The sequence below is a fragment of the Nocardioides sp. NPDC127514 genome, assembly GCF_040302125.1.
Taxonomy (GTDB): domain Bacteria; phylum Actinomycetota; class Actinomycetes; order Propionibacteriales; family Nocardioidaceae; genus Nocardioides.
This window is the reverse complement of sequence record NZ_JBEORF010000007.1, coordinates 1-26,339: the sequence shown is the minus strand read 5'-3', so window position 1 is coordinate 26,339 and position 26,339 is coordinate 1. Positions and strand designations below refer to the sequence as shown.

Below are 26,339 nucleotides of genomic sequence, written 5' to 3'. Positions count from 1 at the left end.
GCCAGCGCTTGCGAGCCGGGTGCGACCCCCGCGACGGCGTACGTGGCAGATCGCAAGCACAGACGTAGCAACACCCACCGAAGTCTGACTCCGTAGAAAAGAAATGGGGAGGTCGACACAGTGTCGGTCAACATCAAGCCTCTTGAGGACCGGATCGTCGTGAAGGCCGTCGAGGCCGAGCAGACCACCGCCTCCGGTCTGGTCATCCCGGACACCGCCAAGGAGAAGCCCCAGGAGGGCGAGGTCCTGGCGCTCGGCCCGGGTCGCATCGACGACAAGGGCAACCGCGTCCCGCTCGACGTCGCCGTCGGCGACAAGGTCATCTACAGCAAGTACGGCGGCACCGAGGTGAAGTACGCCGGCGAGGAGTACCTCATCCTTTCGGCCCGCGACATCCTCGCAGTCATCGCCTGACGATCATCCGTCTCGCACATCTGACGCGGCCGGGCCAGCCGGCCCGGCCGCGTCCGTGCGTACAAGGGAGTATGTGAAATGCCGAAGATCCTGGAGTTCGACGAGAACGCCCGCCGCGCCCTCGAGCGTGGCGTCGACGCCCTCGCCAACGCCGTCAAGGTGACGCTGGGCCCCAAGGGCCGCTACGTCGTCCTCGACAAGAAGTGGGGCGCTCCGACGATCACCAACGACGGTGTCACCGTCGCGCGTGAGATCGAGCTGGACGACCCGTTCGAGAACCTTGGTGCTCAGCTCACCAAGGAGGTTGCGACCAAGACCAACGACATCGCTGGTGACGGTACGACCACCGCGACCGTCCTCGCCCAGGCGATGGTCCACGAGGGTCTGCGCGCGGTTGCCGCCGGCGCGAACCCGATGAGCCTCAAGCGCGGTATGGACGCCGCCGCGGCTGCCGTCGGCGACGCCCTGCGTGCCGCTGCCCGTGAGGTCGTCGACGAGTCCGACATGGCCTCGGTCGCCACCATCTCCTCCCGCGACGCGAAGATCGGCGAGATCCTCGCCGAGGCCTTCGCGAAGGTGGGCAAGGACGGTGTCATCACCGTCGAGGAGTCCAACACCACGGGCACCGAGCTCGAGTTCACCGAGGGTATGCAGTTCGACAAGGGCTACATCTCTCAGTACTTCGTGACCGACCAGGAGCGGATGGAGGCCGTCATCGACGACCCGCTGATCCTGCTCGTCCAGGGCAAGATCAGCTCCATCCAGGAGCTCCTGCCGCTGCTGGAGAAGGTCATCGCCGCCGGCAAGCCGCTGTTCATCATCGCCGAGGACGTCGAGGGCGAAGCCCTCTCGACCCTGGTCGTGAACAAGATCAAGGGCACCTTCAATGCGACCGCCGTCAAGGCGCCCGCGTTCGGTGACCGCCGCAAGGCCATGCTGCAGGACATCGCGATCCTCACCGGCGCGCAGGTCGTCGCCGAGGAGGTCGGCCTCAAGCTCGACCAGGTCGGCCTCGAGGTGCTCGGCACCGCTCGCCGGATCACGGTCACGAAGGACAACACCACGATCGTCGAAGGCGGCGGCGACGCTGCCGCGGTCGAGGGTCGCGTCAACGAGATCAAGTCCGAGATCGAGCGCACCGACTCCGACTGGGACCGCGAGAAGCTCCAGGAGCGCCTCGCGAAGCTCGCCGGTGGCGTCTGCGTGATCAAGGTCGGCGCCCACACCGAGGTGGAGCTCAAGGAGAAGAAGCACCGCATCGAGGACGCTGTCTCCGCGACCCGCGCCGCCATCGAGGAGGGCATCGTCGCCGGCGGTGGCTCCGCGCTGATCCACGCCGTCTCCGTCCTGGAGAAGGACCTCGGCCTCGAGGGCGACGAGGCGGTCGGCGTACGCGTCGTCCGCAAGGCCGCCGACGAGCCGCTGCGCTGGATCGCCGAGAACGGTGGCGACAACGGCTACGTCATCACCACCAAGGTCCGCGACCTCGGTGTCGGGCAGGGCTTCAACGCCGCCACGGGTGAGTACGGCGACCTGGTCGCCCAGGGCGTCATCGACCCCGTCAAGGTCACCCGCTCCGCGCTGATCAACGCCACCTCGATCGCGGGCATGCTGCTCACGACCGAGACCCTGGTCGTCGACAAGCCGGAAGAGGAAGAGGCCCCCGCAGCAGGTCACGGCCACGGTCACGGCCACTGAGGCATAGCCGAGTCGGCGCATCTTGCCCCGTGCTTCGCGAAGCGAAGCGAGCGAAAAGGGGCGGGATGCGCCGACTCGGCGATTTCAGCGAAGGGTGAGCTCGTCGAGGTCCACGTCGTCGGAGAGCACATTCATATCCACGTACGCCTCGGCCTCGCTGCCCACGCCGTCGAGCCGGTCCCGGTTGGAGTACTGCCAGACGGTCCAGTCACGTCCGTCGGGGACCCGGGGTGGCCAGGCGACGGAGCGGAACCAGATGGGGTTGTCGGGGTAGAGGTCGACCAGGTAGGCGCGGTAGGCCGACGGGGTCGTGTAGATGACCGGCGCGATGCCGTAGTGAGCCTCGAGCTTGGCGAGCAGCGGGTCCAGGATGGCGCGGACCTCGGTGGCGGGCGGCAGGTTTCCCTTGAAGGAGCCATAGGGCTCCAGGTCGACGACCGGGGCGAGAGTGCCGGGCACGCGGGGCACGGTGCCGATCATGTTGTGCGCCTGGTCGGCGCCCGGGCTCTCGAAGCTCATGAAGTGGTACGCGCCGGTCGCGATCCCGGCTCGCTGGGCCTCGGCCCAGTTGGCGGCGAAGCGCGTGTCCACGTGCGCTGAGCCCTCGGTCGCCTTGATCCAGGCGAAGTCGATGTCCTGCTCGGCGACCCGTGGCCAGTCGACGGTGCCGTTGTGGTGGGAGACGTCGATGCCGCGTACGTCGTACTTGGCCGCGAACAGACGGGTCGGCATCACGACGCCGGTGTAGACCAGCGCGGTCGTGATCAGGGCGAGGCAGACGACGACGGCGGAGCCGATCAGCACGCGTCGACGGCGAGCGGGGGTGAGGGGCACCGCGGAACCGTACCGGTTCTCACAGCTCTTCGAGCAGCTTCTCCATGATGTCGATCTCGACCGACTGGGTGGCCTCGATGTCCGTCGCCATCTCGATCGCCAGCGCGTCGCTGCCTTGGGAGGCCATCGGCTTCGCCATCTCCAGGGCGCCCTGGTGGTGCTGGATCATCCCGGTCAGGAAGAGCCGGTCGAACGCCTCGCCACGGGCCTTGCCGAGCTCGCTCATCTGGTCCGGCGTGAGCATGCCGGCCATCGTGTGCGCCGGGTCCGAGGCACGCGGCACCCGCAGCCCGCGGGTGTTGAGCCATCCGCTCATCGCCACGATCTCGGGGCCCTGGGCCGACTCGATGCGCTTGGCCAGGGAGACGACCTCGGGGTGGACGCCGTGCTCGCGCGCCAGCCGGGTCATCTCCAGCGCCTGGGCGTGGTGCGGGATCATCATCGTCACGAAGTCGGCATCGGTCTGGCTCCACGGGTCCGTGGCAGCGGCCGAGGGCGAGATCGTCGGCGCGGCCTCGCCCGGCGCTCCGCCCTGAACCACGGGAGCCGACTGGGCGGCCGCCTCCGGGCTGGGCGAGTGCCCCGCGTGCTCGCCGTGCGCGTCGTCCGAGGAACCTCCGCACCCGCCGAGCGAGATCGCCGCGAAGACGACCCCCGATGTGATGACACCCAACCGCCTCGCGCGCACGTGTCTCCTTCCGAGATCCCGCAGAGGTGAACAATTTATTCATATTCCATGCCTGCTGTGTACGACTTTTACTAAAGTTGAGAGGTCCTGCCCGTGCCACCCCACGGCGGCCGACTCGGAAGGCTTGCGAACATGAGGCTTAGACGACCCACCCAATACCTGGCCCCCATCGCGGTGGTCATGGTTGTCGCAGGAGGGCTGGCCGTCGCCGCCCCGTCCTCCGCAGACGAGTCCCACACCCACGGCAACGAGACCACCGAGGCTCCCGAGGCCCAGACGAGCTGCACAGCCGAAGAGAAGCAGGCGATCACCAAGCTCGGTGACAACTTCGCCTCCGCCTGCGTCGCCGGCAACGACCTCGCCCAGCTGGGCGCCAACAACCCGGTCGTGCCCGCCGGCGAGTCCGACGGCACACCCAACATGCACCTGATCGCCAACATCCCCAAGTCGGGTGCCTTCACACCCACCAACGCGCTCAACAGCGACCTCGCCTTCCAGGGCAACTACGCCTTCGCGGGCAACTACAACGGGTTCAACGTCATCGACATCAGGAACCCGGCCAGCCCACGACTCGTGAAGCAGTACGTCTGCCCCGGGTCCCAGAACGACATCTCCGTCTACGGCGACCTGCTGGTCCTCTCCGTCGACTCCAGCCGCAGCAACAACACCTGCGACAACGTGGCGCAGTCGGCCGCGATCAAGGAGTCGTGGGAAGGCATCCGCGTCTTCGACATCAGCAACCCGAGAGACCCGGAGTACGTCGCGGCGGTCGAGACCAAGTGCGGCTCGCACACCCACTCGCTGGCACCGAGCAAGGACGGGCGGTCGGTCTATGCGTACGTCTCCTCCTACGGTCCGCGCGCGGAATACCCCGACTGCCAGCCCCCGCACGACAAGATCAGCATCGTGAAGATCCCGAAGCGGGCTCCCGAGCGCGCTGCGGTGGTCAACGAGCCGGTGCTGTTCCCCGACGGCGGCTACACCAACACCGCCGGCTGCCACGACATCACCACCTACCCGTCCAAGGACATCGCCGCCGGCGCCTGCATGGGTGACGGCATCCTGATGGACATCTCCGACCGCGAGAACCCGGTGGTGACCGAGCAGGTCACCGACACCGCGAACTTCGCGTTCTGGCACTCGGCCACTTTCAACAACACCGGCACCAAGGTCGTCTTCACCGACGAGCTCGGCGGCGGCGGTGCGCCGACCTGCAACCCGGAGACCGGGATGAAGAAGGGCGCCAACGGCATCTACGACATCGAGGGCGGCCAGCTCGTCTTCAAGTCCTACTACAAGATCCCGCGCACCCAGTCCAACACCGAGAACTGCGTCGCCCACAACGGCTCGCTGATCCCGGTCAAGGGCAAGGACATCATGGTGCAGGCCTGGTACCAGGGCGGTGTGTCGGTCTACGACTTCACCGACTCGGCCAACCCGAAGGAGATCGCCTGGTTCGACCGCGGTCCGTTCGAGGACACCACGACCATCGCCGGACCCTGGTCGACCTACTACTACAACGGCTACATCTACTCCAACGAGATCCAGCGCGGCTTCGACGTCTTCGACCTGCGCGACCCCCGCGTCGCCTCGGCGAAGCGGGTCAGGTTCGATGAGCTGAACGTCCAGGCTCAGCCGTCCTACTGAGAGCAGAGTCGGCGCATCTGCCCCCGTGCCTCGCGAAGCGAAGCGAGCGAGAGGGGGCGGATGCGCCGACTCGGCGATTTCAGCGAATGACCAGCTGTCCGCAACCCGCTGGCCATCGTGGGACGAGATGGTTCTCCGTCGTGACCGAAACGGCTGCCAACGACGAAGTCGAGACCAACCCAGTCAATTGGATGATCGCAGCCCTCCTGGCCGTAGTTCTCGCAAGACTCAGCTGGAGCCTGATGAGGAACGAGAACCTCCTCCCGGGCGCAGTGGTCGGCTATCTGCTCCACCCGGACGTCCTCGCCGGAGTCTGGCTCACGATCCGGCTGACCGTGCTGGTCTTCGCGGCGGCCTGGGCGATCGGACTCGTCGCTGTCTGGATGCAGAGGTCAGGCAACCCGCTGCTGGGCGGGATCGCGGCGGCGTACGTCTGGGTCTTCGGCAGCATCCCGGTGCTCGTCCAGCTGCTGCTGTGGAGCAACGTCGCGCTGATCTTTCCCGACATCACCTTCGGGATACCAGGGGTGCACATCGACGCGGTCCGGCTGGTCACGCCGGTCTACGCGGCGATCGCGGGGCTGGCGCTGGCGATGGGAGCGTACGCCGCGAAGGCTCACCCGGGTGGCGACCGGCTGACCGCGCTGGGCGATCTCCTGGTGACGACGCTCCAGATGACGAGCCTGGTCTCGGTGCTCTCGATCACCGACCTGCTCGGGGTCGTCCAGGCGCTCGAGGAGCGCAACCACCTGATCATCCCGCTGCTGGTGGTGGCCGCGATCTGGTACCTCGTCCTGGTCACCACGGCCCGCGGTGCGATCCGTCTGGCCCGGCTCGCTCGCATGAAGGGTTAGACGCCTCGACGGTGAACCCGAGGGTAAAAGTCAGCGACCATTGCAAGACCTGGCAACGCAAGTCTTTGTAGAGTGCAGCGCGTGACTTTCGAGCGGGCTTGGCAACGGTGGCGCGATGAGCGGGAAGCCGAGCTGAGAAGCCCCGAAGGTTTCCTGGCGATCACCGGCCTGCACTGGCTGGGCCGCAGGCCGGTGCGGTTCCCCGGAATCCCGGGTGTCTGGTCGACCGGTCCGGAGGGCGCCGTCGTCGAGCTCGGTGAGGATGAGTGGCTCGAGCTCGGCGGTACCAAGCTCGCCGGTCGGCACGTCTTCGGTCACGTGGATCCCGTCGGCGTGATCGCGACCTTCGACGGCGGCACGGTCGAGGTCGCCGACCGCTTCGGCACCCCGGTGCTGCGGCCGCGGCAGCCCGACGGACCGTTCCTGCGCGACTACACCGGCACGCCGACATACGCCCCGGACCCGGCGTGGCGGGTCGACGCCACCTTCACGGCCTACGAGACGAACCGCCCGATCTCGGTCGGCTCCGTGGTCGAGGGCCGTTCGAGCGTCATCGACGCCGTGGGGGAGGTCGCGTTCGAGGTGGGTGGCCGCCCGCAGCGGCTGATCGCGTTCGACGGTGGCGACGGCGAGCTGTGGCTGCTCTTCACCGACGAGACCAGCGGTGTGACGACGTACGCCGCCTGCCGCCAGCTCGCCGTCGATCCGCCGGTCGACGGCACCGTCGTCCTCGACTTCAACCGCGCCGCCAACATGCCCTGCGCCTACACGATCCACGCCACCTGCCCGCTCCCGCCCGCGACCAACCACATCGACGTGCTCGTCGAAGCGGGCGAGCAGACCCCGCCGCGACCACCCGCGGACTGACTGGGTCGAAGGTTTAACCGTGAGTAACGGACCAGAAACAGCGAAACAGGCAGACTAGGGCTCATGGCGGGGACGATGTTGTGGAGAGTACGTACGACGCTGCCGGACCGACCCGGCACGCTGGCGGCGCTGGCGCAGCGCTGTGGTGAGGCCGGGGTCAACATCCTCGGGATGCAGATCTTCCCAGGGCTGGAAGAGGTGACCGACGAGTTCGTGCTGCGCACGCCACCGGGCTGGGACGACCTGCGCGTGGCTGAGCTGCTGGCCTCGGCCGGCGGTTGCGACATGGTGATCCAGACCGCCAACGAGGCTGCGCTCGCCGACCAGCCGACGCGCTACGTGCAGGCGGCTCGACACGTCCTGGAGCGGCCGATGGCGTTCCCGGAGGTGGTCGCCCAGCTCTTCGACGCCGAGGCCGAGGCCCCGCCCGGCGTCGTCCACGACACCATGGAGCTGCGGGTCGCCGACGTCGACGTCCAGCTGCACCGCACCGCTCCTTTCACCGCGACCGAGCACGCCCGCGGGTCCGCGATGGCCGACCTGGTCAACGACGTCCTCGACCGCAGCCGCGAGTCGGCGGCCATCGGCACCACCCCGCCCGTACGCCGCCTGGGCACCGGAAGCACCCCCGACCTCGTCGTCACCGGGGAGACCGTCACGGCCCTGATCGACGGTGTCGCCGTCGGCATCGGCGAGGTCCTGGCCCCGACCGAGGACGACGAGAACGTACGCATCGTCAACCTGCGCGTCGACCCGGCCTGGCAGCGCCGCGGCATCGGCACCCGGCTGCTTGTCGACACCGCCAGGCTCGCGCACATGCTCGGCGCCGACGAGATCCTGCTCACCACCCAGTCCGACAACCAGGCCGTGCTGCCCATGGTTCTCGCCGCCGGGATGCGCGGACGGATCCGGATGGCCGGCGACCTGCTGACCGTCAAGGTGCCGGTGCGGGACCTCAAACCGTTGGACAGATGACGGGATACCCGGTTAACCGGGTATCCCTGCACTTCTCAGGCGTTGCAACACCCGAGAAGTGCAGGAAAAGCCAGAGAAGTATCGCCGTTTCGGCGATCCCTGGGGCTCGGCCGTAACATTTCTTTATGGAGATCCCGGAGAAGTTCGCGACGCTCGGCCTCACCTACGACGACGTACTCCTGATGCCTGGATACTCGGATCTGGCGCCGTCTGACATCGATACGACCTCCCGGCTGACCCGCGAGATCAACCTGCGGGTCCCGCTGATCTCCGCGGCGATGGACACCGTGACCGAGTCCCGGATGGCGATCGCGATGGCGCGCCAGGGCGGCATCGGCGTGCTCCACCGCAACCTGAGCATCGAGGATCAGGCCTACCAGGTCGACCTGGTCAAGCGCACCCAGACCGGGATCATCTCCAACCCGGTCACCATCGGCCCCGACGCGACCCTGGAGCAGCTCGACAAGCTCGCCGGTGAATACCGGATCTCCGGCTTCCCCGTCGTCGACGTCGACCAGAAGCTGATCGGCATCATCACCAACCGCGACCTCCGGTTCACCCCGGTCGCGGAGTGGGCGACCACGAAGGTCAACGAGGTGATGACCTCCAAGGACCTGATCACCGGCCCCGCCGAGATCTCGCGCGAAGAGGCCACCAAGCTGCTGCGTCAGCACAAGCTCGAGCGGCTTCCGCTGGTCGACACCGACGGCCGCATCACCGGCCTGATCACCGTCAAGGACTTCGTCAAGTCCGAGCAGTTCCCCGACGCCTCCAAGGACGCCCAGGGTCGGCTGCTCGTCGGCGCGGCGATCGGCTACTTCGGTGACGCCTGGGAGCGTGCCACCACGCTCATCGAGGCCGGTGTCGACGTGCTGGTCGCGGACACGGCCCACGGCAACGTACGCATGCTGATCGACATGGTCCGCCGCCTCAAGACCGACCCGGCCACCAAGCACGTCCAGGTCATCGGCGGCAACGTCGCCACCAAGGAGGGCGCGCAGAGCTTCGTCGACGCGGGCGCCGACGCGGTCAAGGTCGGCGTCGGCCCGGGCTCGATCTGCACCACCCGCGTCGTCACCGGCGTCGGCGTGCCGCAGATCTCCGCGGTCTACGAGGCCTCCCTGGCCTGCAAGCCCGCCGGCGTCCCGGTGATCGCCGACGGCGGTCTGCGCTACTCCGGCGAGATCGGCAAGGCCATCGTCGCCGGCGCCGACACGGTGATGCTCGGCTCGATGCTCGCCGGCACCGAGGAGACCCCCGGTGACACGGTCCTGATCAACGGCAAGCAGTTCAAGGCCTATCGCGGCATGGGCTCCATGGGCGCGATGTCGAGCCGCGGCAAGAAGTCCTTCTCCAAGGACCGCTACTTCCAGGCCGAGGTCACCGACGACGACATGATCGTCCCCGAGGGTGTCGAGGGCCAGGTCGCCTACAAGGGCTCGCTGGCCACCGTCGCCCACCAGCTCACCGGTGGCCTGCACCAGACCATGTTCTATGTCGGCGCGCGCACCATCCCCGAGCTCCAGACGCAGGGCCGCTTCATGCGGATCACCTCCGCCTCGCTCAAGGAGTCGCACCCGCACGATGTCCAGGTCACCGCCGAGGCGCCGAACTACCACGTCTGACCGACTGACCCGCTCGCGCGTCGAGCCCCGAACCCCTGGGGTTCGGGGCTCGTCCCATTTCTCGGATGCCTCACCCGGGAACACTCGCTACGCATAGAATGTTGAGCAAGTTACTCGACATATAGGGGTGGTCGCGCGTGAACGAGCGTCAGCGAGTGAACCAACGGCTCCACACGCCGCCGCCTCCGTGCGATTGCGCTTGCGCTACGGAGGCGGCGGCGTGAGTGTTGATGAGGCCGTACGTCGCCACCCCCTGCTCGCTCGCGACGGAGACGACGAGCTCCTCAGCGCGAGGCTCGTCGGGCGCCGCAAACCGGGACAGTGGATCTCGGCCGTGCTCGCGCTGCTGGTCGTCGCCGGGATCGCGAAGAGCCTGGTGACGAACCCGCGCTACCACTGGGACGTGGTCGGCGCGTTCTTCCTGCGCCCCTCGATCCTCGACGGTCTGGTGCTGACGCTGTGGCTGACCGCCGCGGTGCTGGTGAGCTCCTACCTGCTCGGCATCGTGCTCGCGGTCATGCGGCTCTCCTCGAACCCGGTGCTGAGCTCGGTCAGCGCTGTCTACATCTGGTTCTTCCGGAGCGTGCCACCGCTGCTGCAGCTGCTCTTCTGGTTTCAGATGGCCTCGCTGTATCCGCAGATCAGCCTGGGTATCCCGTTCCTGAAACCGTTCGTCACGATCGAGACGGCTCACCTGTTCAGCGGCCTGCTCGCCGCGTTCGTCGGGCTCACCTTCGACATCGCCGCGTTCGCCGCCGAGATCATCCGGGGCGGGCTGGTCTCGGTCGAGGCGGGCCAGACCGAGGCGGCCAAGGCGCTCGGCCTGTCCAGGGCGCGGATCTTCTGGCGGATCGTGCTTCCGCAGGCGATGCCCGCGATCATCCCCGCCTCCGGCAACCTGCTGATCGGGCTGCTCAAGGGCACCTCGATCGTCTCGGTGATCGCGGTGCAGGACCTGCTCTACTCGGTCCAGCTGATCTACGCCCAGAACTACCTGGTCATTCCGCTGCTGCTGGTCGCCACCATCTGGTACCTGATCCTGGTCACGATCCTGTCGACGATCCAGTTCTTCGTCGAGCGCTACTACGCCCGCGGCAAGGGTGCGCGCACCGGCTTCTGGCGGCTGTGGCGCGGTCAGCTCCCGCTGGTGCCGCGCTCGCCCCGGCGACGTGAGCTGGAGGTGCTCCGATGAGCGAGCCCCTCGTGCGAGTCCGCGGCCTGACCAAACGGTTCGGCCCCACCACGGTCCTCGACGGCATCGACCTCGACGTCGCCCGGGGCTCGGTGGCGGTGGTCCTGGGGCCGTCGGGCTCGGGTAAGTCCACACTGCTGCGTACGGTCAACCACCTGGAGAAGCCCGATGCCGGCTTCGTCGAGGTGGACGGCGAGATCATCGGCTACCGGCGTGACGGTCACCAGCTGCGGGAGCTCTCCGGCCGGGCGGTCACCCGGCAGCGCAGCCGGATCGGGATGGTCTTCCAGCAGTTCAACCTGTTCCCCCACAAGACCGCGCTGGAGAACATCCTGGAAGGGCAGCTGGCCGCAGGCGTACGCCGCCGGGCGGCCGAGACGCGCGGGCGCGAGCTCCTCGACCGGGTTGGCCTCGCCGACCGGGAGCGCTCCTACCCGCGGCAGATGTCGGGTGGTCAGCAGCAGCGCGTGGCGATCGCCCGCGCGCTCGCGGTCGAACCCGACCTGATGCTCTTCGACGAGCCGACCTCCGCGCTCGACCCCGAGATGGTCGGCGAGGTGCTCGGCGTGATGAAGGACCTCGCCCAGACCGGGATGACCATGATCGTGGTCACCCACGAGATCGGCTTCGCGCGCGAGGTCGCCGACCAGGTCGTCTTCCTCGACGAAGGTCGGCTGGTCGAGGCCGGGGCACCCGGCGACGTACTCGTCTCTCCCACCCATGAGCGCGCTCGGGCGTTCCTCTCCGCTGTGTTGTGACCCCCTCGAAAGGACCCCGTTCCGTGAAGCTCAAGCTCGCCCTGGTCGCCATCGCGGCCCTCACCCTCGCCGGATGCGGCAACGCCTCCGACACGCTCAGCGACGCCGAGCGCGGGATCGGGTCGGACGGCTCGGCCTCCGCCACCCCGGCCGCGATCCCGACCCAGGATGTCGTCTCCGACGTCCAGGCGGACCCCGCGCTGACCGAGCGGTTGCCCGCCGACGTACGGAAGTCGAAGACCCTCGTCCTCGGCACGACCGAGGCGACCGGCGAGCAGGGGCTCCCGCACGGCGGCTCGGACCAGTCCGGCGAGCAGATCGGCCTCGACATCGACCTGCGCAACGCGCTCGCGGCCAAGCTCGGGGTGACCTGGAAGACGGAGTTCGGCAGCTTCGAGACGATCGTCCCGGGCACCCAGAGCGGCAAGTACGACGTCGGCCAGGCCAACTTCGCGGTCACCTCGGAGCGGATCAAGGTGGTCGACTACGCGACCTACCTGCTCGACGGGCAGTCGTTCGTCACCCGCGAGGACGGCGACCTCGACCAGGTCGAGGCCCTGACCGACATCTGCGGCCACACGGTCGCGACCACGCCCGGCTCCAGCTTCCAGCAGATCCTCGAGGACGGCGCCGCGGAGTGCGAGAAGGCGGGCAAGAAGGCCTATGAGGTCGAGTACTTCAAGGACAACGCCGCGATCCTGCTCGGTCTGCAGAACGGCAAGACCGACCTCTACTTCGGGCCGACCCTGTCGCTGAAGTACCTGGTCTCCCACCAGCCCGGTCTGAAGTACCTCGGCGAGCTCAGCCTCACCGACGTCGGCTTCGTCGTCGCCAAGAAGTCACCGCTGGCGCCGGTGCTGGTCGACGCCATCAATGCGCTCATCGCCGACGGGACCTATAACAAGATCTTCACGAAGTGGGACGTTTCGGACATAAAGCTCGACAAGTCGGAGTTCAATCCGAAGCCGGCATTCTGAACCTTCCGGGAGGACCAATGACCGTCACCGACGCCGATACCTTCGTCCAGGACTGGACCGCCTGGCACGACGAGCACGAGAAGAAGCGTGCCTCGGCCCACGGGTTTCTCGCGATCACCTCGATCCGCTGGCTCGGCGAGGAGCCGGAGACGTACGACGACGTGCCGGGCGCCTGGTCGAGCGGCCCCGAGGGCATCGTGGTCTCGTTGGCACCGGGCGAGTCGCTGGTCGTCGACGACGTCGAGATCACCGGCCGGCACTCGTTCGGCGTCATCGACGAGCGCGGCGGGATCACCGCCGAGTTCGGCGACGCGGCCGTCGAGATCGCCAAGCGCGGCGGCAACGACATCATCCGTCCCCGCCACCCCGACAATCCGGTCCTGACCGGCTATCAGGGGACCAAGGCGTACGCGCCGGACCCGCGCTGGGCCGTGCCCGGGCGCTTCGTCGCGTACGAGGCTCCGGTGCCGACCACCGTCGGCTCGGTCGTCGACGGCCTCGAGCACGTCTACGAGGCCGTCGGCGAGATCGAGTTCGAGGTGGGCGGTGCGGTGCACAGCCTCATCGCCTTCCCCGGCTTCGCCCCCGGCTCTCTGCACGTGCTGTTCGTGGACGAGACCTCGGGGAGGACGACGTACGCCGCCAACCGCTCGCTCTCCGTCGGCGCGCCTGACGCGGACGGCAACGTGGTGATCGACTTCAACCGCGCGACCAACCTGCCGTGCGCCTACACCGACCACGCCACCTGCCCGCTCCCGCCGGCCGGCAACCGGCTCCCGGTCGCGGTCGAGGCGGGGGAGAAGAAGCCCTGACGCCTGCGGCCCGCCGCGGTCTCAGTGGCCGCGGCGGGCCCACTCCTCGGCGATGAGCTCATAGGAGCGGACGCGGTCGGCGTGATCGTGGGTGATGGTCGTGATGACCAGCTCGTCCGCCTCGACGGCACGCTGGAGGATCTCCAGCTGATCGGCGACCTGGGCAGCGGTGCCGACGAACTGGGTGTCGAGGCGGTCCTGGACCAGGGCCCGGTCCTCCTCGGTCCACTCCCAGGCGCGGGCCTCGTCGGGGGTCGGGAACGGGATGGCTCCCTCGCCGGTGCGGATGGAGCGGACCCAGAGGCCGTAGCCGGCGGCGAGCTCGCGTGCCTCCTGCTCGGTCTCGGCGACCACCACGTCGGCGGAGACCGCGACGTGGGGCGCGGTCAGGGTGTCGGAGGGTGCGAAGGCGGTGCGGTAGGAGTGCGCCGCCTCGAGGACCCCGGAGGGGTTGACGTGGTAGTTCGTCGCGAACCGGAGGCCCCGTTTGCCGGCCACCTCGGCGCTCTCGCCGCCGCTGCTTCCCAGCACCCACAGCTCGAGCTCGGCGCCCTCGCCGGGGACGACCCTCGCCGGGGTGCCGGCGGCATCCCGGTAGGTGCCGTCGATGAAGGCGAGGATCGTGACGATCTGCTCGCCGTAGTCGGCGGAGGTCGCCCCGGGCAGCTGCAGGAGCTCCTTCTGGAGTTGGAACCGCGGCGATCCGAGCAGCCCGCTCGGATCGAATTTCGGCGGGACGATCAGTCCCTCCGGGGTACGTCCGTCGACCAGCTCCACCGGGATGACTGCCGGGTCGGAGGCCCCGGGCCTGCCGCCGGAGCGGCCCAGGCCGAGGTCGATCCGGCCGGGGAAGGCGGCGTCGAGCAGCCCGAACTCCTCGATCGTCGACAGCGCCGTCCGGTGCCCCATCAGCACCGCGCCGGAGCCCAGCCGGATGCGCGAGGTCGCCGCGCCCAGCAGGGCCAGGACCACGGCCGGTGAGGTGCCGGCGACGCCGGGGTTGAGGTGGTGCTCGGCGACCCAGTAGCGGTGGTAGCCGAAGGACTCGGCCGCCCGCGCGAGCGCGATGGCGTTGCGTACGGCATCAGGGCCGGAGGCTCCGGAGGACACCGGCACGAGATCGAGGACTGACAGGGGGATGCGGCTCATCGGTGTGCTCCGATCGTGGGGGTGTCCTCGGCCGGGGAGCCCCAGCCCCAGGGCGGGTCGGGGAGGGCGGTCCGCAGCGGGGCGGCGACCTCGGTGGCGAAGAGCTCCAGGCTGTCGCGGTGCTGCTGCTCGGTCAGGCCGCTGGCGTCCGCCTGGACGTGGACGACCTGGTGCCCGAAGCGCTCGTGGTAGCGGTGGATCTTCTCGATCACCTGCTGCGGCGACCCGACCAGCGCCGAGGACCGCTCGACGAAGTCCTCCAGGGTCGGGAAGACCGGCTCCAGCCCGAGGTCGGCCTGGAAGGCGAGCTGGCCCTCGAAGACGGGCCGATAGGCGGCGTACGCCTCCTGGCTCGTCGGCGCCACGAACAGCCCTGCCGTCCCGGCGCCGACCGCGATGCCGGCGGGATCGTGTCCATAGGCGAGCCAGCGCTCGCGATAGTGGTCGACCAGCTCGCCGTAGGGCTCGATCGGGTGGGTGACGTTGGCCGAGAACAGCGGGTCGCCGTAGCGCGCGGCGAGGTCGACGGACTCCTTCGAGGTGGCGCTCCCGTGCCAGACCCGCACCGGCTGCTGCAGCGGACGCGGCCAGACCTCCGCCTCGACCAGCTCGGGGCGGAAGCGAGGCGAGGCGGTCACCCGGTCCTGACGCCACAGCTTGCGGAAGATCTCGTACGACTCCGCGTTCCGGTCCCACTGGTCCTCCGGCGTCACCCGGAACAGGTCACGCTGGGCAGAGCCGTTGCCCTTGCCGATGATGAGCTCGAGCCGACCGCCGGAGAGGTGGTCGAGGGTGGCGTAGTCCTCATAGGCGCGCACCGGGTCGAGCAGGGCCAGCGTCGTCACCGCGGTGAAGAGCCGGATCCGCTCGGTGCGTGCGGCGAGGTGGGACAGCACGACGGTGGGGGAGGAGGAGATGAACGGCCGCTCGTGCCGCTCGCCGACCCCGAACCCGTCGAAGCCCAGCTCCTCGGCGAGGACGGCGTTGGTGACGACCTCCTGGAACCGGTCGTACGTCGCCTTCTGCTGCCCCGTCACCGGATCGGGCCGGTGGACGATGAGCGTGATCGCCAGGAACCTCATTGGGTCGGCTCCCGCAGGCCGAGGTTCTCGCGGAGCGTGGTCCCTTCGTAGGCGGTGCGGAAGACGCCGCGCTCCTGGAGCAGCGGCACGACGTGGTCGACGAAGGGCGCCAGGCCGCCGGGGGTGATGTGGGGAACCAGGATGTAGCCGTCGGCGGCATCCGCCTGCACGTAGTCGTCGATGGTGGACGCGATGGTCTCCGCCGAGCCGATGAAGCTCTGCCGGCCGGTGACCTCGACGATCGTCTCGCGCGTGCTCAGCCCCTTCGCCTGCGAGATCGTCCGCCAGCGCTCGGCCTGATCCAGCCGGTCGCCGTGACTGCGGGCGCTGGCACGCCCCTGCGCGATCAGCTCGTCGGACTCGAGCGGGTCGACGGTGGGCAGCGGGCCGTCGGGGTCGTGGTCGGAGAGGTCGCGGTTCCACAGCTGCTCGAGCAGCTTGATCGCGGTCGCGGGGGAGACCTGCTGCAGCCTGATCTCCCGGGCCAGCTCGACGGCCTCGGCGTCGGTGTCGGCGAGCACGAAGGTGGCGGCGGGCAGGATCAGCAGGTCCTCGTGACGGCGCCCGTACTTCTCCAGGCGTCCCTTCACATCGACGTAGAACCGCTGACCGTCCTCCAGATGGCTGTGCCGCGAGAAGATCGCGTCGGCCTTCTGGGCGGCGAACTCGCGGCCCTCCTCGGAGTCGCCGGCCTGGAAGATCACCGGGCGGCCCTGCGGGCTGCGCGGGACGTTGAAGCGGCCGCTGATGTCGAACTGCGAGTCGTGGTGCTCGAAGGCGCCCGGCGCCGGTGTCGACAGGAACTCTCCGGTGGCCTTGTCGGCGAGGATCTCGTCGCCGGTCCAGGTGTTCCACAGGCGGGTCGCGGCGTCGAGGAACGTCTTGGCCCGCTCGTAGCGCTCGCCCTGCGGCAGGTAGCCGCCGCGCCGGAAGTTCTCGCCGGTGAACGCGTCCCAGGAGGTGACCACGTTCCAGGCAGCGCGCCCGTCGGAGAGGTGGTCCAGGGAGGCGAACTGGCGGGCCACCTCGTAGGGCTCGTTGAAGGTCGAGTTGATCGTGCCGGTCAGTCCGAGATGGTCGGTGACCGCCGCGAGCGCGGCCAGGATCGTGAACGTGTCCGGCCGACCGACCACGTCGAGGTCGTAGATCTTCCCGGCCTGCTCGCGCAGCCGCAGCCCCTCGGCGAGGAACATGAAGTCGAACAGCCCGCGCTCGGCGATCTGCGCGAACTCCACGAACGAGTCGAACTCGATGTGGCTGCCCGACGCCGGGTCGCTCCACACGGTCGTGTTGTTGACGCCGGGGAAGTGGGCGGCGAGGTGGATCTGCTTCTTCGGCCTGTCGTTCCGGTGCGGCGTGCTCATGCGGGCGTCCCCTCGGTGGTGGCGTAGCGGCTGATGGGACGCGGCAGGCCGAGCGCGCCGCGCAGGGTGGCTCCGTCGTACGCATCGTGGAAGAGCCCGCGCCCCTGCAGCTCGGGCACGAGCCGGCGGGTGATCTGCTCCAGGTCGTCGGGGAGCACCGCCGGCCGCAGCCGGAACCCGGAGAGCCCGGCGGCGTGCCAGGTCGCGAGCAGGTCGGCGAGGCCCTCCGGGGTGCCGGCGAAGACCAGTGCGTCCGAGGAGTAGGTCACCCCGGCGGTCTGGTCGAGGCGAGCCAGCCGCTCGCGGGCAGCCTGCTCGGTCTCGTCGAGGAGGACGACGACGTCGCCGAAGACGTGGACCGTGTCGCCACCGCGCCCGGCGGCGTCCTGCGCGGCCCGGATCTCGGCGGTGATCGAGGCGATGTCGGTCGCCGTCCGAGGCGTCACGAACCCGACGTCGGCCGAGTTCCCGACCAGCTCGAACGGCCGGTCGCGGTGGGCGAGGGCGGCCACGACCGGCTGACCCTGCGGCGGCCGCGGGGTGATCGAAGGCCCCTTCACGTCGAAGTAGCGGCCCTCGAAGTCGATGTAGTGGATCTTGTCCCGGTCGATGAACCGCCCGGTCGCGACGTCGCGGATCTCCGCATCGTCCTCCCAGGAGTCCCACAGACGCCGCAGCACCTCGACATAGTCGGCCGCCTCGGCGAAGGCGTCCTGGATCAGCTCCTGCCCTTCGGGGGAGCCGAGGGCGGCGTACGAGATCTCCGGGAACTCGCGCCGGCCGAACAGCGCCGCATCCCGTGGCCGCGGCGCCACCTGCACACGTACGCCGGCCCGGCCGCGGCTCACGTAGTCCAGCGTCGCGATCGCCTTGCTGAGATGGAACGGCTCGGTGTGGGTGACGACGGCCGTCGGCACGATGCCGATGTGGCTGGTCAGCGGGGCTATCCGGGAGGCGATCAGCACTGCGTCGAGCCGTCCGCGCACCCGATCGGTGCGGTCGTCGTCCTCGGTGCCGAACGGTGAGTCGGTCTGGATCGAGAGCGAGTCCTCGATTGTGACGAAGTCCAGCAGGCCGGCCTCGGCCTCCTGGACGAGACCGGCCCAGTAGCCGGACTTCAGCAGATCACCGGGCCGGGCGTTCGGCTCCCGCCAGGCGGCCGGGTGCCACCCGGCGCCGTCGAGAGCCACGGCGAGTCGAAGACGAGATGGGGGCGCACTCATGAGTAAAAGTCTACTGACTTCATCAACTTAGTGTGGAGAGTTTCGGAGGATGGACCGCGCCCGGGGCAGTCCGACGGCCACGAGCAGTGCCGCGGCCAGGACCAGGACCGCGTTGACCGCGATCGCCACCTGGAGGGCTCCGAGCGAGGCGACTCCGCCGGCGGCGGTGGCGATGGTGGACATGATCGGGATGCCGAGCGCGATCGCGACCTGCTGGGTCATCATCGCCAGCCCGGTGGCCAGGCCCTGCTCGTGGTCGGGAAGTCCGGAGGTCGCCGCGACCATGAACCCGACGATCGCGGCGACGTGCCCGATGGCGCCGATGAAGTTCATCAGACCGATGAACCACAGCCAGCCGGCCGAGGGCCCGATCAGGACGAGCGCGCCGGTGGTGACCGCCTGGATCGCGAGCCCGCCGGCCACGGTGTTGCGTACGCCGAAGGCCTCGATGACCCGCGAGCCGACGGAGCCGCCGATGATCGCCCCTGCCCCCATCGCGACGAGCATCAGCCCGGTCTGCAGAGCGTTCAGGCCGAGGACGTGCTGCAGGTACATCGTCAGCACGAAGACCAGCGACGACTCGAAGGCGAAGGTCGCGAAGCCGGCGATGTTGCCGAAGCCGATGGTGCGGCGGGTGAGGATGTGCAGCGGCACCAGCGGGTGCGGGTGCGTGGACTCGGCCCGCCAGAACGCGACCAGCAGCACCACCGCGGCGCCGATCGCCGCCAGCCCCCACATGTCGGCGATGCCCGCCTCTCCCAGCCGGGTCGCGCCGTAGACCAGCGCGAGCAGACCTGACGTCACCAGCACGGCGCCCGGGAGGTCGAGCCGCGACCGCTCCCGGTCGGCGGAGTCACGCAGCACGAACGGCGCGACCGCGACCACCAGCAGCGCGATCGGCACGTTGACCAGGAACGCCCAGCGCCACGACAGCAGATCGGTGAGTACGCCGCCCAGCACCGCCCCGGCGGTGAATCCGGTCGACATCACCACGCTGTTCAGCCCCAGAGCACGCTGGCGCAGCGGGCCCTCCGGGAAGGAGACGGTGAGCAGGGAGAGCGCCGCCGGGGTGACCGCGGCGGTCGCGAGACCCTGGGCGACCCGTGCCGTGAGGAGCAGCTCGGGTGACGTGGCGACCCCGCCGAGCAGGGAGGCCGCGCCCAGCGCGACCATGCCGATCAGGAAGACCCGCCGCCGGCCGACGTAGTCGCCGATCCGGCCGAAGAGCAGCGTGAACCCGGCCGCGCACAGCGCGAACGCGGTCGCGATCCACTGCACGTCTGCCTCGGCGAAGCCGAGGCTGGCGCCGACGGTCGGCAGCGCCACGTTGAGGATCGAGAAGTCGACGGTGAGGGTGAACTGGGAGGCGAGCAGCAGCAGGAGCACCAGCAGCTGTCCGCGGGTCATGGTGGCCGGGCGTACGGGCTCGGCCTGGGTGGTGAGGGTCATGGCATCAACGCTCAGGCAGATGACGTACGCCAGCCAGACACCTGTTCTGCCACCCACCCACCTGCCTGGCACTGACAGGGTCAGGAAGAAAAGTCCGCGCGGCCGCACTATAGGAACCATGACGACCGAGCTCGGAGAGTTCCTGCGCAGCCGCCGGGCGGCGATCAGTCCCCAGGACGCCGGGCTGGTGTCCTACGGCGCTCGCCGCGTACCCGGGCTCAGGCGTGAGGAGCTGGCGATGCTGGCCGGCGTCTCGCCGACGTACTACACCCGGCTCGAGCAGGCAGCCCACCACAACGCCTCCGACGCGGTGATCGACTCGCTCGCCCGGGCGCTGCGGCTGAGCGCCGAGGAGCACGACCACCTGCGTCGGCTGGCGCGTCCCGTCGAGACGGTCTCGGGCGGCCGCGACGTGGAGCCGCGCCCGTCCGCGGTGGCGATGGTGATGGACTACCCCGGTCCGGCGCTCATCGTCGACCACGCCAACTACGTGCTCGCCTGGAACGATCTCGGTCACCGCCTCTACGGCCACGGGCTGGACTTCGACGCGCCTTATGCCGGCCGTCCCCACCGCCCGAACCTCATTCGCCGGTTCTTCCTCGAGCCGGACGGGCCGGAGCTCTTCGTCGACCCCGAGGGCACCGGGCTGCAGATGGTCGGCTTCCTGCGCTACTCATCGGGCCTGCACCCCGACGACCACATCCTCAGCTGCCTGGTCGGCGAGCTCGTCCAGCGCAGCGACCTGTTCGCCGAGCTGTGGGCCGAGCATCCGGTGATGGACTGCGGCTACGGGATCAAGCGGCTGCGGCATCCGGTGGCGGGGCGGATGGACCTGGCGTACGAGGCGATGGTGCTGCCCGAGACCAGCCAGCGCATCGTGCTCTACCGAGCCGAGCCCGGCTCGCCGTCGGCGGACGCGCTGGCCACGCTGGCTGCGACGTCTTCGGTCGATCAGCTCGGCGGCAGCAGCGGCCGCGGCGGCAACGGGGACGAGTAGACGACGCTGGTGGTGACGCTGCCCAGGGTGCCGATCCTGCCGCTGACCTGCTCCAGGTGTTTCATGCTGGTGGCCACGACCTTCATGATGAAGCAGTCGTCGCCGGTGACGTGATGGGCCTCGATGACCTCGGGCTGGCCGGCGAGCAGCTTGTGGAGCGGGTCGTAGTTGCTGCTGGGGTAGCGCAGGCGCAGATAGGCCAGGATCGTGAAACCGAGCCGCTCCGGGTCGACCTGTGCCCCGTAGCCGGCGATCACACCGGACTCCTCGAGCCGGCGCACCCGCTCAGCGGCGGCGCTGTGGCTCATGTTGATGTGTCGGGCCAGGTCGGCGATGCTCTGCCGACCGTTGGTCTGCAGCGACTTCAGGATGGCGGTGTCGACCTTGTCGGGCTCGAACGGGATATTCACGGGCACCGCGCAAGAATGCCATGAAATCGAAGGCCATCGGCTCTGGATGCCGGGGAACGAACCTTCAGATCGCGTTCTGGCGTCAGTACGGTTCAGGCATGAAATTCCCCGCCGCACCCGCCGATGCCGTCGCCCACTTCGCGAGCAAGCTCGCCTTCGAGACCGACGCCTCCGACGTGTACGCCGACCAGTCAGCGAGCGTCCGGTTCGTGCTGGTCGACTCCCGTGGTGAGGCCGCCTGGACCCAGGGCCGCGTCGTCGGCGCCGTCCACATGCCGACCGCCGAGATCGCCACCCGGGCTCCCGCGGAGATCCCCGTGGACCTGCCGGTCGTGACGTACTGCTGGGGGCCGGGCTGCAACGGCGCGACTCGGGCCGCGCTCGAGTTCGCCAAGCTCGGCTACCAGGTCAAGGAGATGATCGGCGGCTTCGAGTACTGGGCCCGCGAGGGCTATCCGATCGAGGACGAGGATGGCCCCGTCCTCCGCGCCAAGGACCCGCTGACCGCGCCGCTAGACGCGATCTCCTGTGCTTGCTGACCCCAGGATCCGCCTGACCCGCAGCGTCTCGATCCGTCCCGCCGGGGTCGACGACCTGCCCGAGCTGGTCGAGCTGATCCGGGAGCACGCCCGCTACGAGCGAGCCAATGAGCCGCGGCCGGACCTGGAGACCGCCTTGGCGGCGTGGTTGTTCGTCCCTCGGCCGCGGGTGCGTGTGCTCGTTGCCGTCCAGAACGACGCGTTGGTCGGCTACGCGAGCTGGAGCCTGGAGGCCTCGACCTGGCAGGCGGCCGAGTACGCCCATCTCGACTGCCTCTACCTGCGGGAGGCCACTCGGGGTCGAGGGGCCGGCCGCCTGCTGATGGGTGCGGTGGAGGCCGAGGCGCGAGCGGCCGGCGCCGGCGAGCTGCAGTGGCAGACGCCGACGTGGAACGAGGGCGCGATCCGCTTCTACCGGCGCACCGGCGCGCGCGACGACGCCAAGGCGCGGTTCACGCTGGCGCTCACAGATCCTTCGCGTACGTAGCCGGAGGAGCGCCGACGACGTCGCGGAACGTACGTACCAGGTGGGCCTGGTCGCTGAAGTCCAGCTCGGCGGCGACCGCGGCCCAGTCGACCTCACCGGAGTGGGCGCGGGCGGCGACCTCCAGCACGCGGAACCGCTGCACGACCCACTTCGGGCCGATCCCGACGTACTCGCTGAACAGGCGCTGCAGCGACCGCAGGCTCACGCCGGCACGGTCGGCGAGCTGCTCGGCCCGGGTGATCGAGCGGTCCTCCTCGGCCAGGGCCGCCCAGCGGCGTACGTCCTCGGCGACCGGGTCCGTGGGGAGGCCGACCTCCAGGAGGTAGGACTCCATCGCGGCCGCCATCTCCGCGGGATCGGCGATGGAGAGGATGCGCTCCGCGGCCGGCCGGTCGTCGACGCCGAGGAGGTCCTGGGCCGGGACGACCTGGTCGGCGATCGCGCTGACCCGGCTGCCGAGCACCGGACGGAAGAGGCCGGGCAGGAACGAGACGCCGAGCGTGTGGCCGCGGCCGGTGAGATGCCGGACGAACGGGCGCCGGCCGATGCCGTGCACCAGCAGCCGGCCGTCCTCGGCGGCGACGTGGATCCGCGGCTGTGGGATGACCTGCTGGTCGTGCGGGTGCTCGAGCTCCCAGCCGACGTACCAGTGGTAGTCCACGTGTCCCGCCAGCGCCGGTGAGACCGCGAACCGCTCGGTGGTGATCGTCCGGGCCGCCGTCACCGGGCGCACGATCGCGTCGGGATAGCCCTTGCCCTCGGTGTCGTCGGCCATGCCGCCAACGATATGGCGCGTTCCTTCAATCCTCGGCCCTGGTGTCCGCAGCAGGCTGGACCCATGACCGAGAAGAGCTACAGCAACAAGGCAAGCACCACCATGACCGTCGCGCGCTGGCACGAGGCGGCCTACGTCGACATCGACGGCGAGGGCACCACGATGGGCGACGACGTCTACATCCCCCACCGCGGCCTGACCACCGCCGAGACCGACTACACCTACGCGGGCGAGATCCAGGGCACGGGTGTCGCGCGGATGATCGGCGCCTACGGCAACCCCGCCGGCGGCGCGGTCTTCGAGGCGTACGAGCAGTTCACCGGCTCCATCGCCGGCCAGGAGGGCTCGTGCGTGTGGCGGATCAGCGGTGCGTACGCCGACAAGACCGTCCGCTCCCACCTCACGATCATCCCCGGGCTCGGCACCGGCGGCCTCGAGGGTCTCGTCGGCGAGGCCGACCTGGTCCTCTCCGAGGAGGGCGGCGGAGAGGCGTACGGCTTCGTTCTGTCCTACGACTGGAGCTGAGGGCGCGGGACGTGGGCCGCGGAGGACTGGCCGAGCCAGGACGGGACGGCGCGGCGTACGTCCTCGGCGGCACTGATGGCGACCATCTCGGCGCGCAGCGCCATCGGCCAGGCGAGGTCGCCGCGCCAGATCTCGGTGAGCGTACGCAGACTGCCGGTCAGCCGCGCGTCGACCTCGAACCCGGGGTCGAAGTCGCAGACCTCGGCCTGGTCGGCCGAGACCACGAGCCACCAGCGCGCGACCTTCGGCTCGACGTCGGTGAGCCGGAACTCGACCACAGTGCGCCGGCGCGGCCACACGTCGATCGGGATGGTGCGGCGCATGTCCCAGAAGAGCAGGTGCGGGTCGAGGTCAGCCTGGCCGAGCTCGCCGACCCAGCGGGTGCCCCACTGGTGGAGCGCGGTGACGACCGTGGCGAGCTCCTGGCCACTGGCGGTGAGGTGGTAGGACGTGCGCTGCTTCTCGCCGCGGCGCTGGATGATGCCGGCGCGCTCCAGCGTCCGCAGGCGCTTGGAGAGCAGGGCCGGCGACATCTTGGGCACACCCCGGCGCAGCTCGTTGAAGTGGGTGCTGCCGAGCAGCAGCTCGCGTACGACGAGCAGCGTCCACCGCTCGTCGAGCACCTCCATGGCCTTCGCCACCGGACAGAACTGGCCGTATCCCGCCACCGGACCGCCTCCTTTGCAGCCCGAGATCCTGTCATCAGTTGACCGCTGACGAGGGCGGACAGCAAGTACAGATCCTGAACTTCGATGAGTTCAGATCCGGCACTATCCGCCGGCGGCGGCACCGGGTGAGGCTGGAACCTCCAGATCAAGTCTCGGGTCAACGTCTTGGAGGAAGACATGACCGCAACACCAGCTTCACCCGACCTGAAGGCCAAGCACCGCACGATGTGGGGGCTGGGAAACTACGCCCGGGTCGCCGACGAGCTCATCCCCGAGCTCGGCCAGGTGATCGTCGAGGCGTGCGAGATCGGGCCGGGCGACCGCGTACTCGACATCGCCGCCGGCACCGGGAACGCCGCCGTCCCTGCTGCCCTCGCGGGGGCGGATGTGACCGCGAGCGACCTGACGCCGGAGCTGCTCGAGATCGGGCAGGCTCATGCAGAAGAGGCAGGAGCCGACTCCGTCACCTGGCGCGTCGCCGACGCCGAGGCGCTGCCGTTCGACGACGCCGCGTTCGACGTGGTCATGTCCACGGTCGGCATCATGTTCGCGCCGTTCCACGAGAAGGCCGCGTCCGAGCTGCTCCGGGTCGTCCGGCCGGGTGGCCGGATCGGGCTGGTCAGCTGGACGCCGGAGGGCTTCATCGGCCAGATGTTCGCCACGATGAAGCCGTTCATGGCACCGCCGCCCCAGGGGGCGCAGCCGCCGCCGCGATGGGGCGACGAGAGCCACGTACGCGGCCTGCTGGGCGACCAGGTGACCTCCGTTCGGGCCGAGAAGCGGATGGTCGCCATCGACTCGTTCGAGACCGGCGCGGAGTTCCGGGACTTCTTCAAGGCCTGTTACGGGCCGACGATCGTCGCCTATCGCGGGATCGCCGAGGACGCCGAGCGGACGGCGGAGCTCGACGTCGCGCTCTCCGAGCTGGGGGACCGCTACCTCACGGCCGGGGTGATGAACTGGGAGTACCTGCTGCTGACCGCGGTGCGTAGCTAGCCCGGTCGTGCTCGCTCGGTGCGTGTGGCCTTTCCGATCTCGATCCGGTCCCGTGGAACAATCCGTCATGTGACTGAGATCGAGATCGGCCGGGCCAAGCGAGCACGACGGGCGTACGCCTTCGACGACGTGGCGATCGTGCCGTCCCGGCGCACCCGTGACACCACCGAGGTGAGCACCGACTGGCAGATCGACGCCTACCGCTTCGACATCCCGCTCATCGCGGCGCCGATGGACTCGGTGATGTCGCCGTCGACCGCGATCGCGATGGGCAAGCTCGGCGGCCTCGGGGTGCTCAACCTCGAGGGCGTGTGGACCCGTTACGACGACCCGCAGCCGCTGCTCGACGAGCTGGCCGAGCTGAGCGGTGTCGACGCGACCCGGCGTCTGCAGGAGATCTACGAGGCCCCGATCCGGGCCGAGCTGATCACCGAGCGGCTGCGCGAGGTGCGGGCCTCCGGCGTCACCGTAGCCGGGGCGCTGTCCCCGCAGCGTACGAAGGAGTTCGCCAAGGCCGTCGTCGACGCCGGCGTCGACCTCTTCGTCATCCGCGGCACCACGGTCTCGGCCGAGCACGTCTCCTCGCAGGCCGAGCCGCTGAACCTCAAGGAGTTCATCTACGAGCTCGACGTGCCGGTGATCGTGGGCGGGTGCGCGACCTACCAGGCCGCGCTCCACCTGATGCGCACCGGTGCGGCCGGCGTCCTGGTCGGCTTCGGCGGCGGTGCGGCGCACACGACGCGCACCGTGCTCGGCGTGGCCGTGCCGATGGCCTCCGCGGTGGCCGACGTCGCCGCCGCGCGCCGCGACTACCTGGACGAGTCCGGCGGCCGCTACGTACACGTCATCGCCGACGGCGCCGTCGGCCGCTCCGGCGACATCGCCAAGGCGATCGCCTGCGGCGCCGACGCGGTCATGGTCGGTAGCCCGTTCGCGCGGGCGACCGATGCCCCCGGCAAGGGATTCCACTGGGGCAACGAGGCCCACCACGCCGACCTGCCCCGCGGCGAGCGCGTCGCCTTCGAGCCCGTCGGCACCTTCGAGGAGGTCCTCTTCGGGCCTTCGCACGTCGCCAACGGCACCATGAACCTCGTCGGTGCCCTCAAGCGCGCCATGGCCACCACCGGCTACACCGACCTCAAGGAGTTCCAGCGGATCGAGGTTGTCGTCGGCTGACGACCTTCCGCCGAGTCCGCACTTCTGGCGGGCCGAATCTGTAGTTGTGGGCGACGAAACTCTCGGCCCGATGTCGCGATCCTGGACGGCCGGCTCCCCGACGGTTCCGGCATCGACGTGTGCCGTGACATCCGCTCCGTGGACCCGAGCATCGCCGC

The 26,339-nt window shown here is 69.4% G+C and carries 27 protein-coding genes; 17 read left to right on the top strand and 10 right to left on the bottom strand.

What is annotated here, in order from left to right:
• Positions 1-120 precede the first annotated feature (120 nt).
• Together groES and groL are read left to right on the top strand one after the other, a co-directional pair.
• Positions 121-414 (top strand): co-chaperone GroES, encoded by a 294-nt coding sequence (gene groES, locus ABTX24_RS07080; RefSeq protein WP_008362423.1) that lies wholly within the window; start codon positions 121-123, stop codon positions 412-414.
• A gap of 78 nt (positions 415-492) precedes the next feature.
• A complete protein-coding gene (gene groL / locus ABTX24_RS07075; protein WP_091051800.1) occupies positions 493-2,112 on the top strand; it encodes a chaperonin GroEL in 1,620 nt (539 codons plus the stop codon).
• Positions 2,113-2,196: 84 nt separating this feature from the next.
• Here groL and ABTX24_RS07070 read toward each other — a convergent pair whose 3' ends face one another.
• Together ABTX24_RS07070 and ABTX24_RS07065 are read right to left on the bottom strand one after the other, a co-directional pair.
• Positions 2,197-2,946: a glycoside hydrolase family 25 protein gene (locus tag ABTX24_RS07070; RefSeq protein ID WP_350838425.1), complete on the bottom strand. Its 750-nt coding sequence runs from the start codon at positions 2,944-2,946 to the stop codon at positions 2,197-2,199.
• Positions 2,947-2,965: 19 nt separating this feature from the next.
• The gene (locus ABTX24_RS07065; RefSeq protein WP_350838423.1) at positions 2,966-3,634 is read right to left on the bottom strand and encodes a DUF305 domain-containing protein; all 669 of its coding nucleotides are present in this window, start codon (positions 3,632-3,634) and stop codon (positions 2,966-2,968) included.
• A gap of 180 nt (positions 3,635-3,814) precedes the next feature.
• Between ABTX24_RS07065 and ABTX24_RS07060 the strand changes: the two genes are divergently transcribed.
• From ABTX24_RS07060 to ABTX24_RS07020, 9 genes are all read left to right on the top strand, one after another.
• Positions 3,815-5,281: an LVIVD repeat-containing protein gene (locus tag ABTX24_RS07060; RefSeq protein ID WP_350838421.1), complete on the top strand. Its 1,467-nt coding sequence runs from the start codon at positions 3,815-3,817 to the stop codon at positions 5,279-5,281.
• A 242-nt stretch (positions 5,282-5,523) separates the two neighbouring features.
• Positions 5,524-6,135 (top strand): ABC transporter permease family protein, encoded by a 612-nt coding sequence (locus tag ABTX24_RS07055; protein WP_350838419.1) that lies wholly within the window; start codon positions 5,524-5,526, stop codon positions 6,133-6,135.
• An 81-nt stretch (positions 6,136-6,216) separates the two neighbouring features.
• Positions 6,217-7,002: a DUF1684 domain-containing protein gene (locus ABTX24_RS07050; protein WP_350838417.1), complete on the top strand. Its 786-nt coding sequence runs from the start codon at positions 6,217-6,219 to the stop codon at positions 7,000-7,002.
• 63 nt (positions 7,003-7,065) lie between these two features.
• On the top strand, positions 7,066-7,977 hold the full coding sequence (locus ABTX24_RS07045) for a GNAT family N-acetyltransferase (RefSeq protein ID WP_160025336.1): 912 nt from the start codon (positions 7,066-7,068) through the stop codon (positions 7,975-7,977).
• 125 nt (positions 7,978-8,102) lie between these two features.
• Positions 8,103-9,602 (top strand): IMP dehydrogenase, encoded by a 1,500-nt coding sequence (guaB, locus tag ABTX24_RS07040; protein ID WP_091051815.1) that lies wholly within the window; start codon positions 8,103-8,105, stop codon positions 9,600-9,602.
• Positions 9,603-9,822: 220 nt separating this feature from the next.
• Positions 9,823-10,794 (top strand): amino acid ABC transporter permease, encoded by a 972-nt coding sequence (locus ABTX24_RS07035; RefSeq protein WP_160025335.1) that lies wholly within the window; start codon positions 9,823-9,825, stop codon positions 10,792-10,794.
• Positions 10,791-11,552, top strand: coding sequence for an amino acid ABC transporter ATP-binding protein (locus ABTX24_RS07030; RefSeq protein ID WP_350838414.1), 762 nt, complete (start codon positions 10,791-10,793; stop codon positions 11,550-11,552). The genes ABTX24_RS07035 and ABTX24_RS07030 overlap by 4 nt, the downstream gene beginning before the upstream one ends.
• Positions 11,553-11,575: 23 nt before the next feature.
• The gene (locus tag ABTX24_RS07025; protein ID WP_160025333.1) at positions 11,576-12,529 is read left to right on the top strand and encodes a transporter substrate-binding domain-containing protein; all 954 of its coding nucleotides are present in this window, start codon (positions 11,576-11,578) and stop codon (positions 12,527-12,529) included.
• A gap of 17 nt (positions 12,530-12,546) precedes the next feature.
• Positions 12,547-13,341 (top strand): DUF1684 domain-containing protein, encoded by a 795-nt coding sequence (locus ABTX24_RS07020; RefSeq protein ID WP_350838412.1) that lies wholly within the window; start codon positions 12,547-12,549, stop codon positions 13,339-13,341.
• Between the two features lie 21 nt (positions 13,342-13,362).
• Here ABTX24_RS07020 and ABTX24_RS07015 read toward each other — a convergent pair whose 3' ends face one another.
• The 5 genes from ABTX24_RS07015 to ABTX24_RS06995 are packed head-to-tail and all read right to left on the bottom strand — an operon-like array spanning position 13,363 to position 19,608.
• Positions 13,363-14,490 carry an LLM class flavin-dependent oxidoreductase gene (locus ABTX24_RS07015; protein ID WP_160025331.1) on the bottom strand — a complete coding sequence of 376 codons (1,128 nt, stop codon included), beginning with the start codon at positions 14,488-14,490 and terminating at the stop codon, positions 13,363-13,365.
• On the bottom strand, positions 14,487-15,572 hold the full coding sequence (locus ABTX24_RS07010) for an LLM class flavin-dependent oxidoreductase (RefSeq protein ID WP_160025330.1): 1,086 nt from the start codon (positions 15,570-15,572) through the stop codon (positions 14,487-14,489). Before ABTX24_RS07010 ends, ABTX24_RS07015 begins: the two co-directional genes overlap by 4 nt.
• Entirely contained in the window at positions 15,569-16,936 is a 1,368-nt protein-coding gene (locus ABTX24_RS07005) for an NtaA/DmoA family FMN-dependent monooxygenase (protein ID WP_160025329.1), read from the bottom strand. The genes ABTX24_RS07010 and ABTX24_RS07005 overlap by 4 nt, the downstream gene beginning before the upstream one ends.
• Positions 16,933-18,159: an LLM class flavin-dependent oxidoreductase gene (locus tag ABTX24_RS07000; RefSeq protein ID WP_350838409.1), complete on the bottom strand. Its 1,227-nt coding sequence runs from the start codon at positions 18,157-18,159 to the stop codon at positions 16,933-16,935. The genes ABTX24_RS07005 and ABTX24_RS07000 overlap by 4 nt, the downstream gene beginning before the upstream one ends.
• Before the next feature lie 27 nt (positions 18,160-18,186).
• Entirely contained in the window at positions 18,187-19,608 is a 1,422-nt protein-coding gene (locus tag ABTX24_RS06995) for an MFS transporter (protein ID WP_350838407.1), read from the bottom strand.
• 118 nt (positions 19,609-19,726) lie between these two features.
• On the opposite strand from ABTX24_RS06995, the gene ABTX24_RS06990 reads away from it, so the two are divergent.
• Positions 19,727-20,605, top strand: coding sequence for a helix-turn-helix transcriptional regulator (locus tag ABTX24_RS06990; RefSeq protein ID WP_350838405.1), 879 nt, complete (start codon positions 19,727-19,729; stop codon positions 20,603-20,605).
• On the opposite strand, the gene ABTX24_RS06985 is transcribed toward ABTX24_RS06990, so the two are convergent.
• Positions 20,560-21,021 (bottom strand): Lrp/AsnC family transcriptional regulator, encoded by a 462-nt coding sequence (locus tag ABTX24_RS06985; protein WP_350838403.1) that lies wholly within the window; start codon positions 21,019-21,021, stop codon positions 20,560-20,562. The two genes, ABTX24_RS06990 and ABTX24_RS06985, sit on opposite strands and share 46 nt — an antisense overlap.
• Before the next feature lie 92 nt (positions 21,022-21,113).
• Between ABTX24_RS06985 and ABTX24_RS06980 the strand changes: the two genes are divergently transcribed.
• Positions 21,114-21,554: a rhodanese-like domain-containing protein gene (locus ABTX24_RS06980; RefSeq protein WP_350838401.1), complete on the top strand. Its 441-nt coding sequence runs from the start codon at positions 21,114-21,116 to the stop codon at positions 21,552-21,554.
• Positions 21,544-22,041: a GNAT family N-acetyltransferase gene (locus ABTX24_RS06975; RefSeq protein WP_350838399.1), complete on the top strand. Its 498-nt coding sequence runs from the start codon at positions 21,544-21,546 to the stop codon at positions 22,039-22,041. Before ABTX24_RS06980 ends, ABTX24_RS06975 begins: the two co-directional genes overlap by 11 nt.
• Here ABTX24_RS06975 and ABTX24_RS06970 read toward each other — a convergent pair.
• A complete protein-coding gene (locus ABTX24_RS06970; protein ID WP_350838397.1) occupies positions 22,019-22,816 on the bottom strand; it encodes a DUF6597 domain-containing transcriptional factor in 798 nt (265 codons plus the stop codon). The genes ABTX24_RS06975 and ABTX24_RS06970 overlap by 23 nt on opposite strands.
• A 63-nt stretch (positions 22,817-22,879) precedes the next feature.
• Between ABTX24_RS06970 and ABTX24_RS06965 the strand changes: the two genes are divergently transcribed.
• Positions 22,880-23,341, top strand: a complete 462-nt coding sequence (locus tag ABTX24_RS06965) for a DUF3224 domain-containing protein (protein WP_160025322.1) — start codon at positions 22,880-22,882, stop codon at positions 23,339-23,341.
• Here ABTX24_RS06965 and ABTX24_RS06960 read toward each other — a convergent pair.
• Positions 23,326-24,009 (bottom strand): winged helix-turn-helix transcriptional regulator, encoded by a 684-nt coding sequence (locus ABTX24_RS06960; protein WP_350838395.1) that lies wholly within the window; start codon positions 24,007-24,009, stop codon positions 23,326-23,328. The two genes, ABTX24_RS06965 and ABTX24_RS06960, sit on opposite strands and share 16 nt — an antisense overlap.
• 177 nt (positions 24,010-24,186) lie before the next feature.
• On the opposite strand from ABTX24_RS06960, the gene ABTX24_RS06955 reads away from it, so the two are divergent.
• Entirely contained in the window at positions 24,187-25,005 is an 819-nt protein-coding gene (locus ABTX24_RS06955; protein WP_350838393.1) for a class I SAM-dependent methyltransferase, read from the top strand.
• Positions 25,006-25,074: 69 nt separating this feature from the next.
• Positions 25,075-26,181: a GuaB3 family IMP dehydrogenase-related protein gene (locus ABTX24_RS06950; RefSeq protein WP_091051839.1), complete on the top strand. Its 1,107-nt coding sequence runs from the start codon at positions 25,075-25,077 to the stop codon at positions 26,179-26,181.
• The last annotated feature ends 158 nt before the right edge of the window (positions 26,182-26,339 follow it).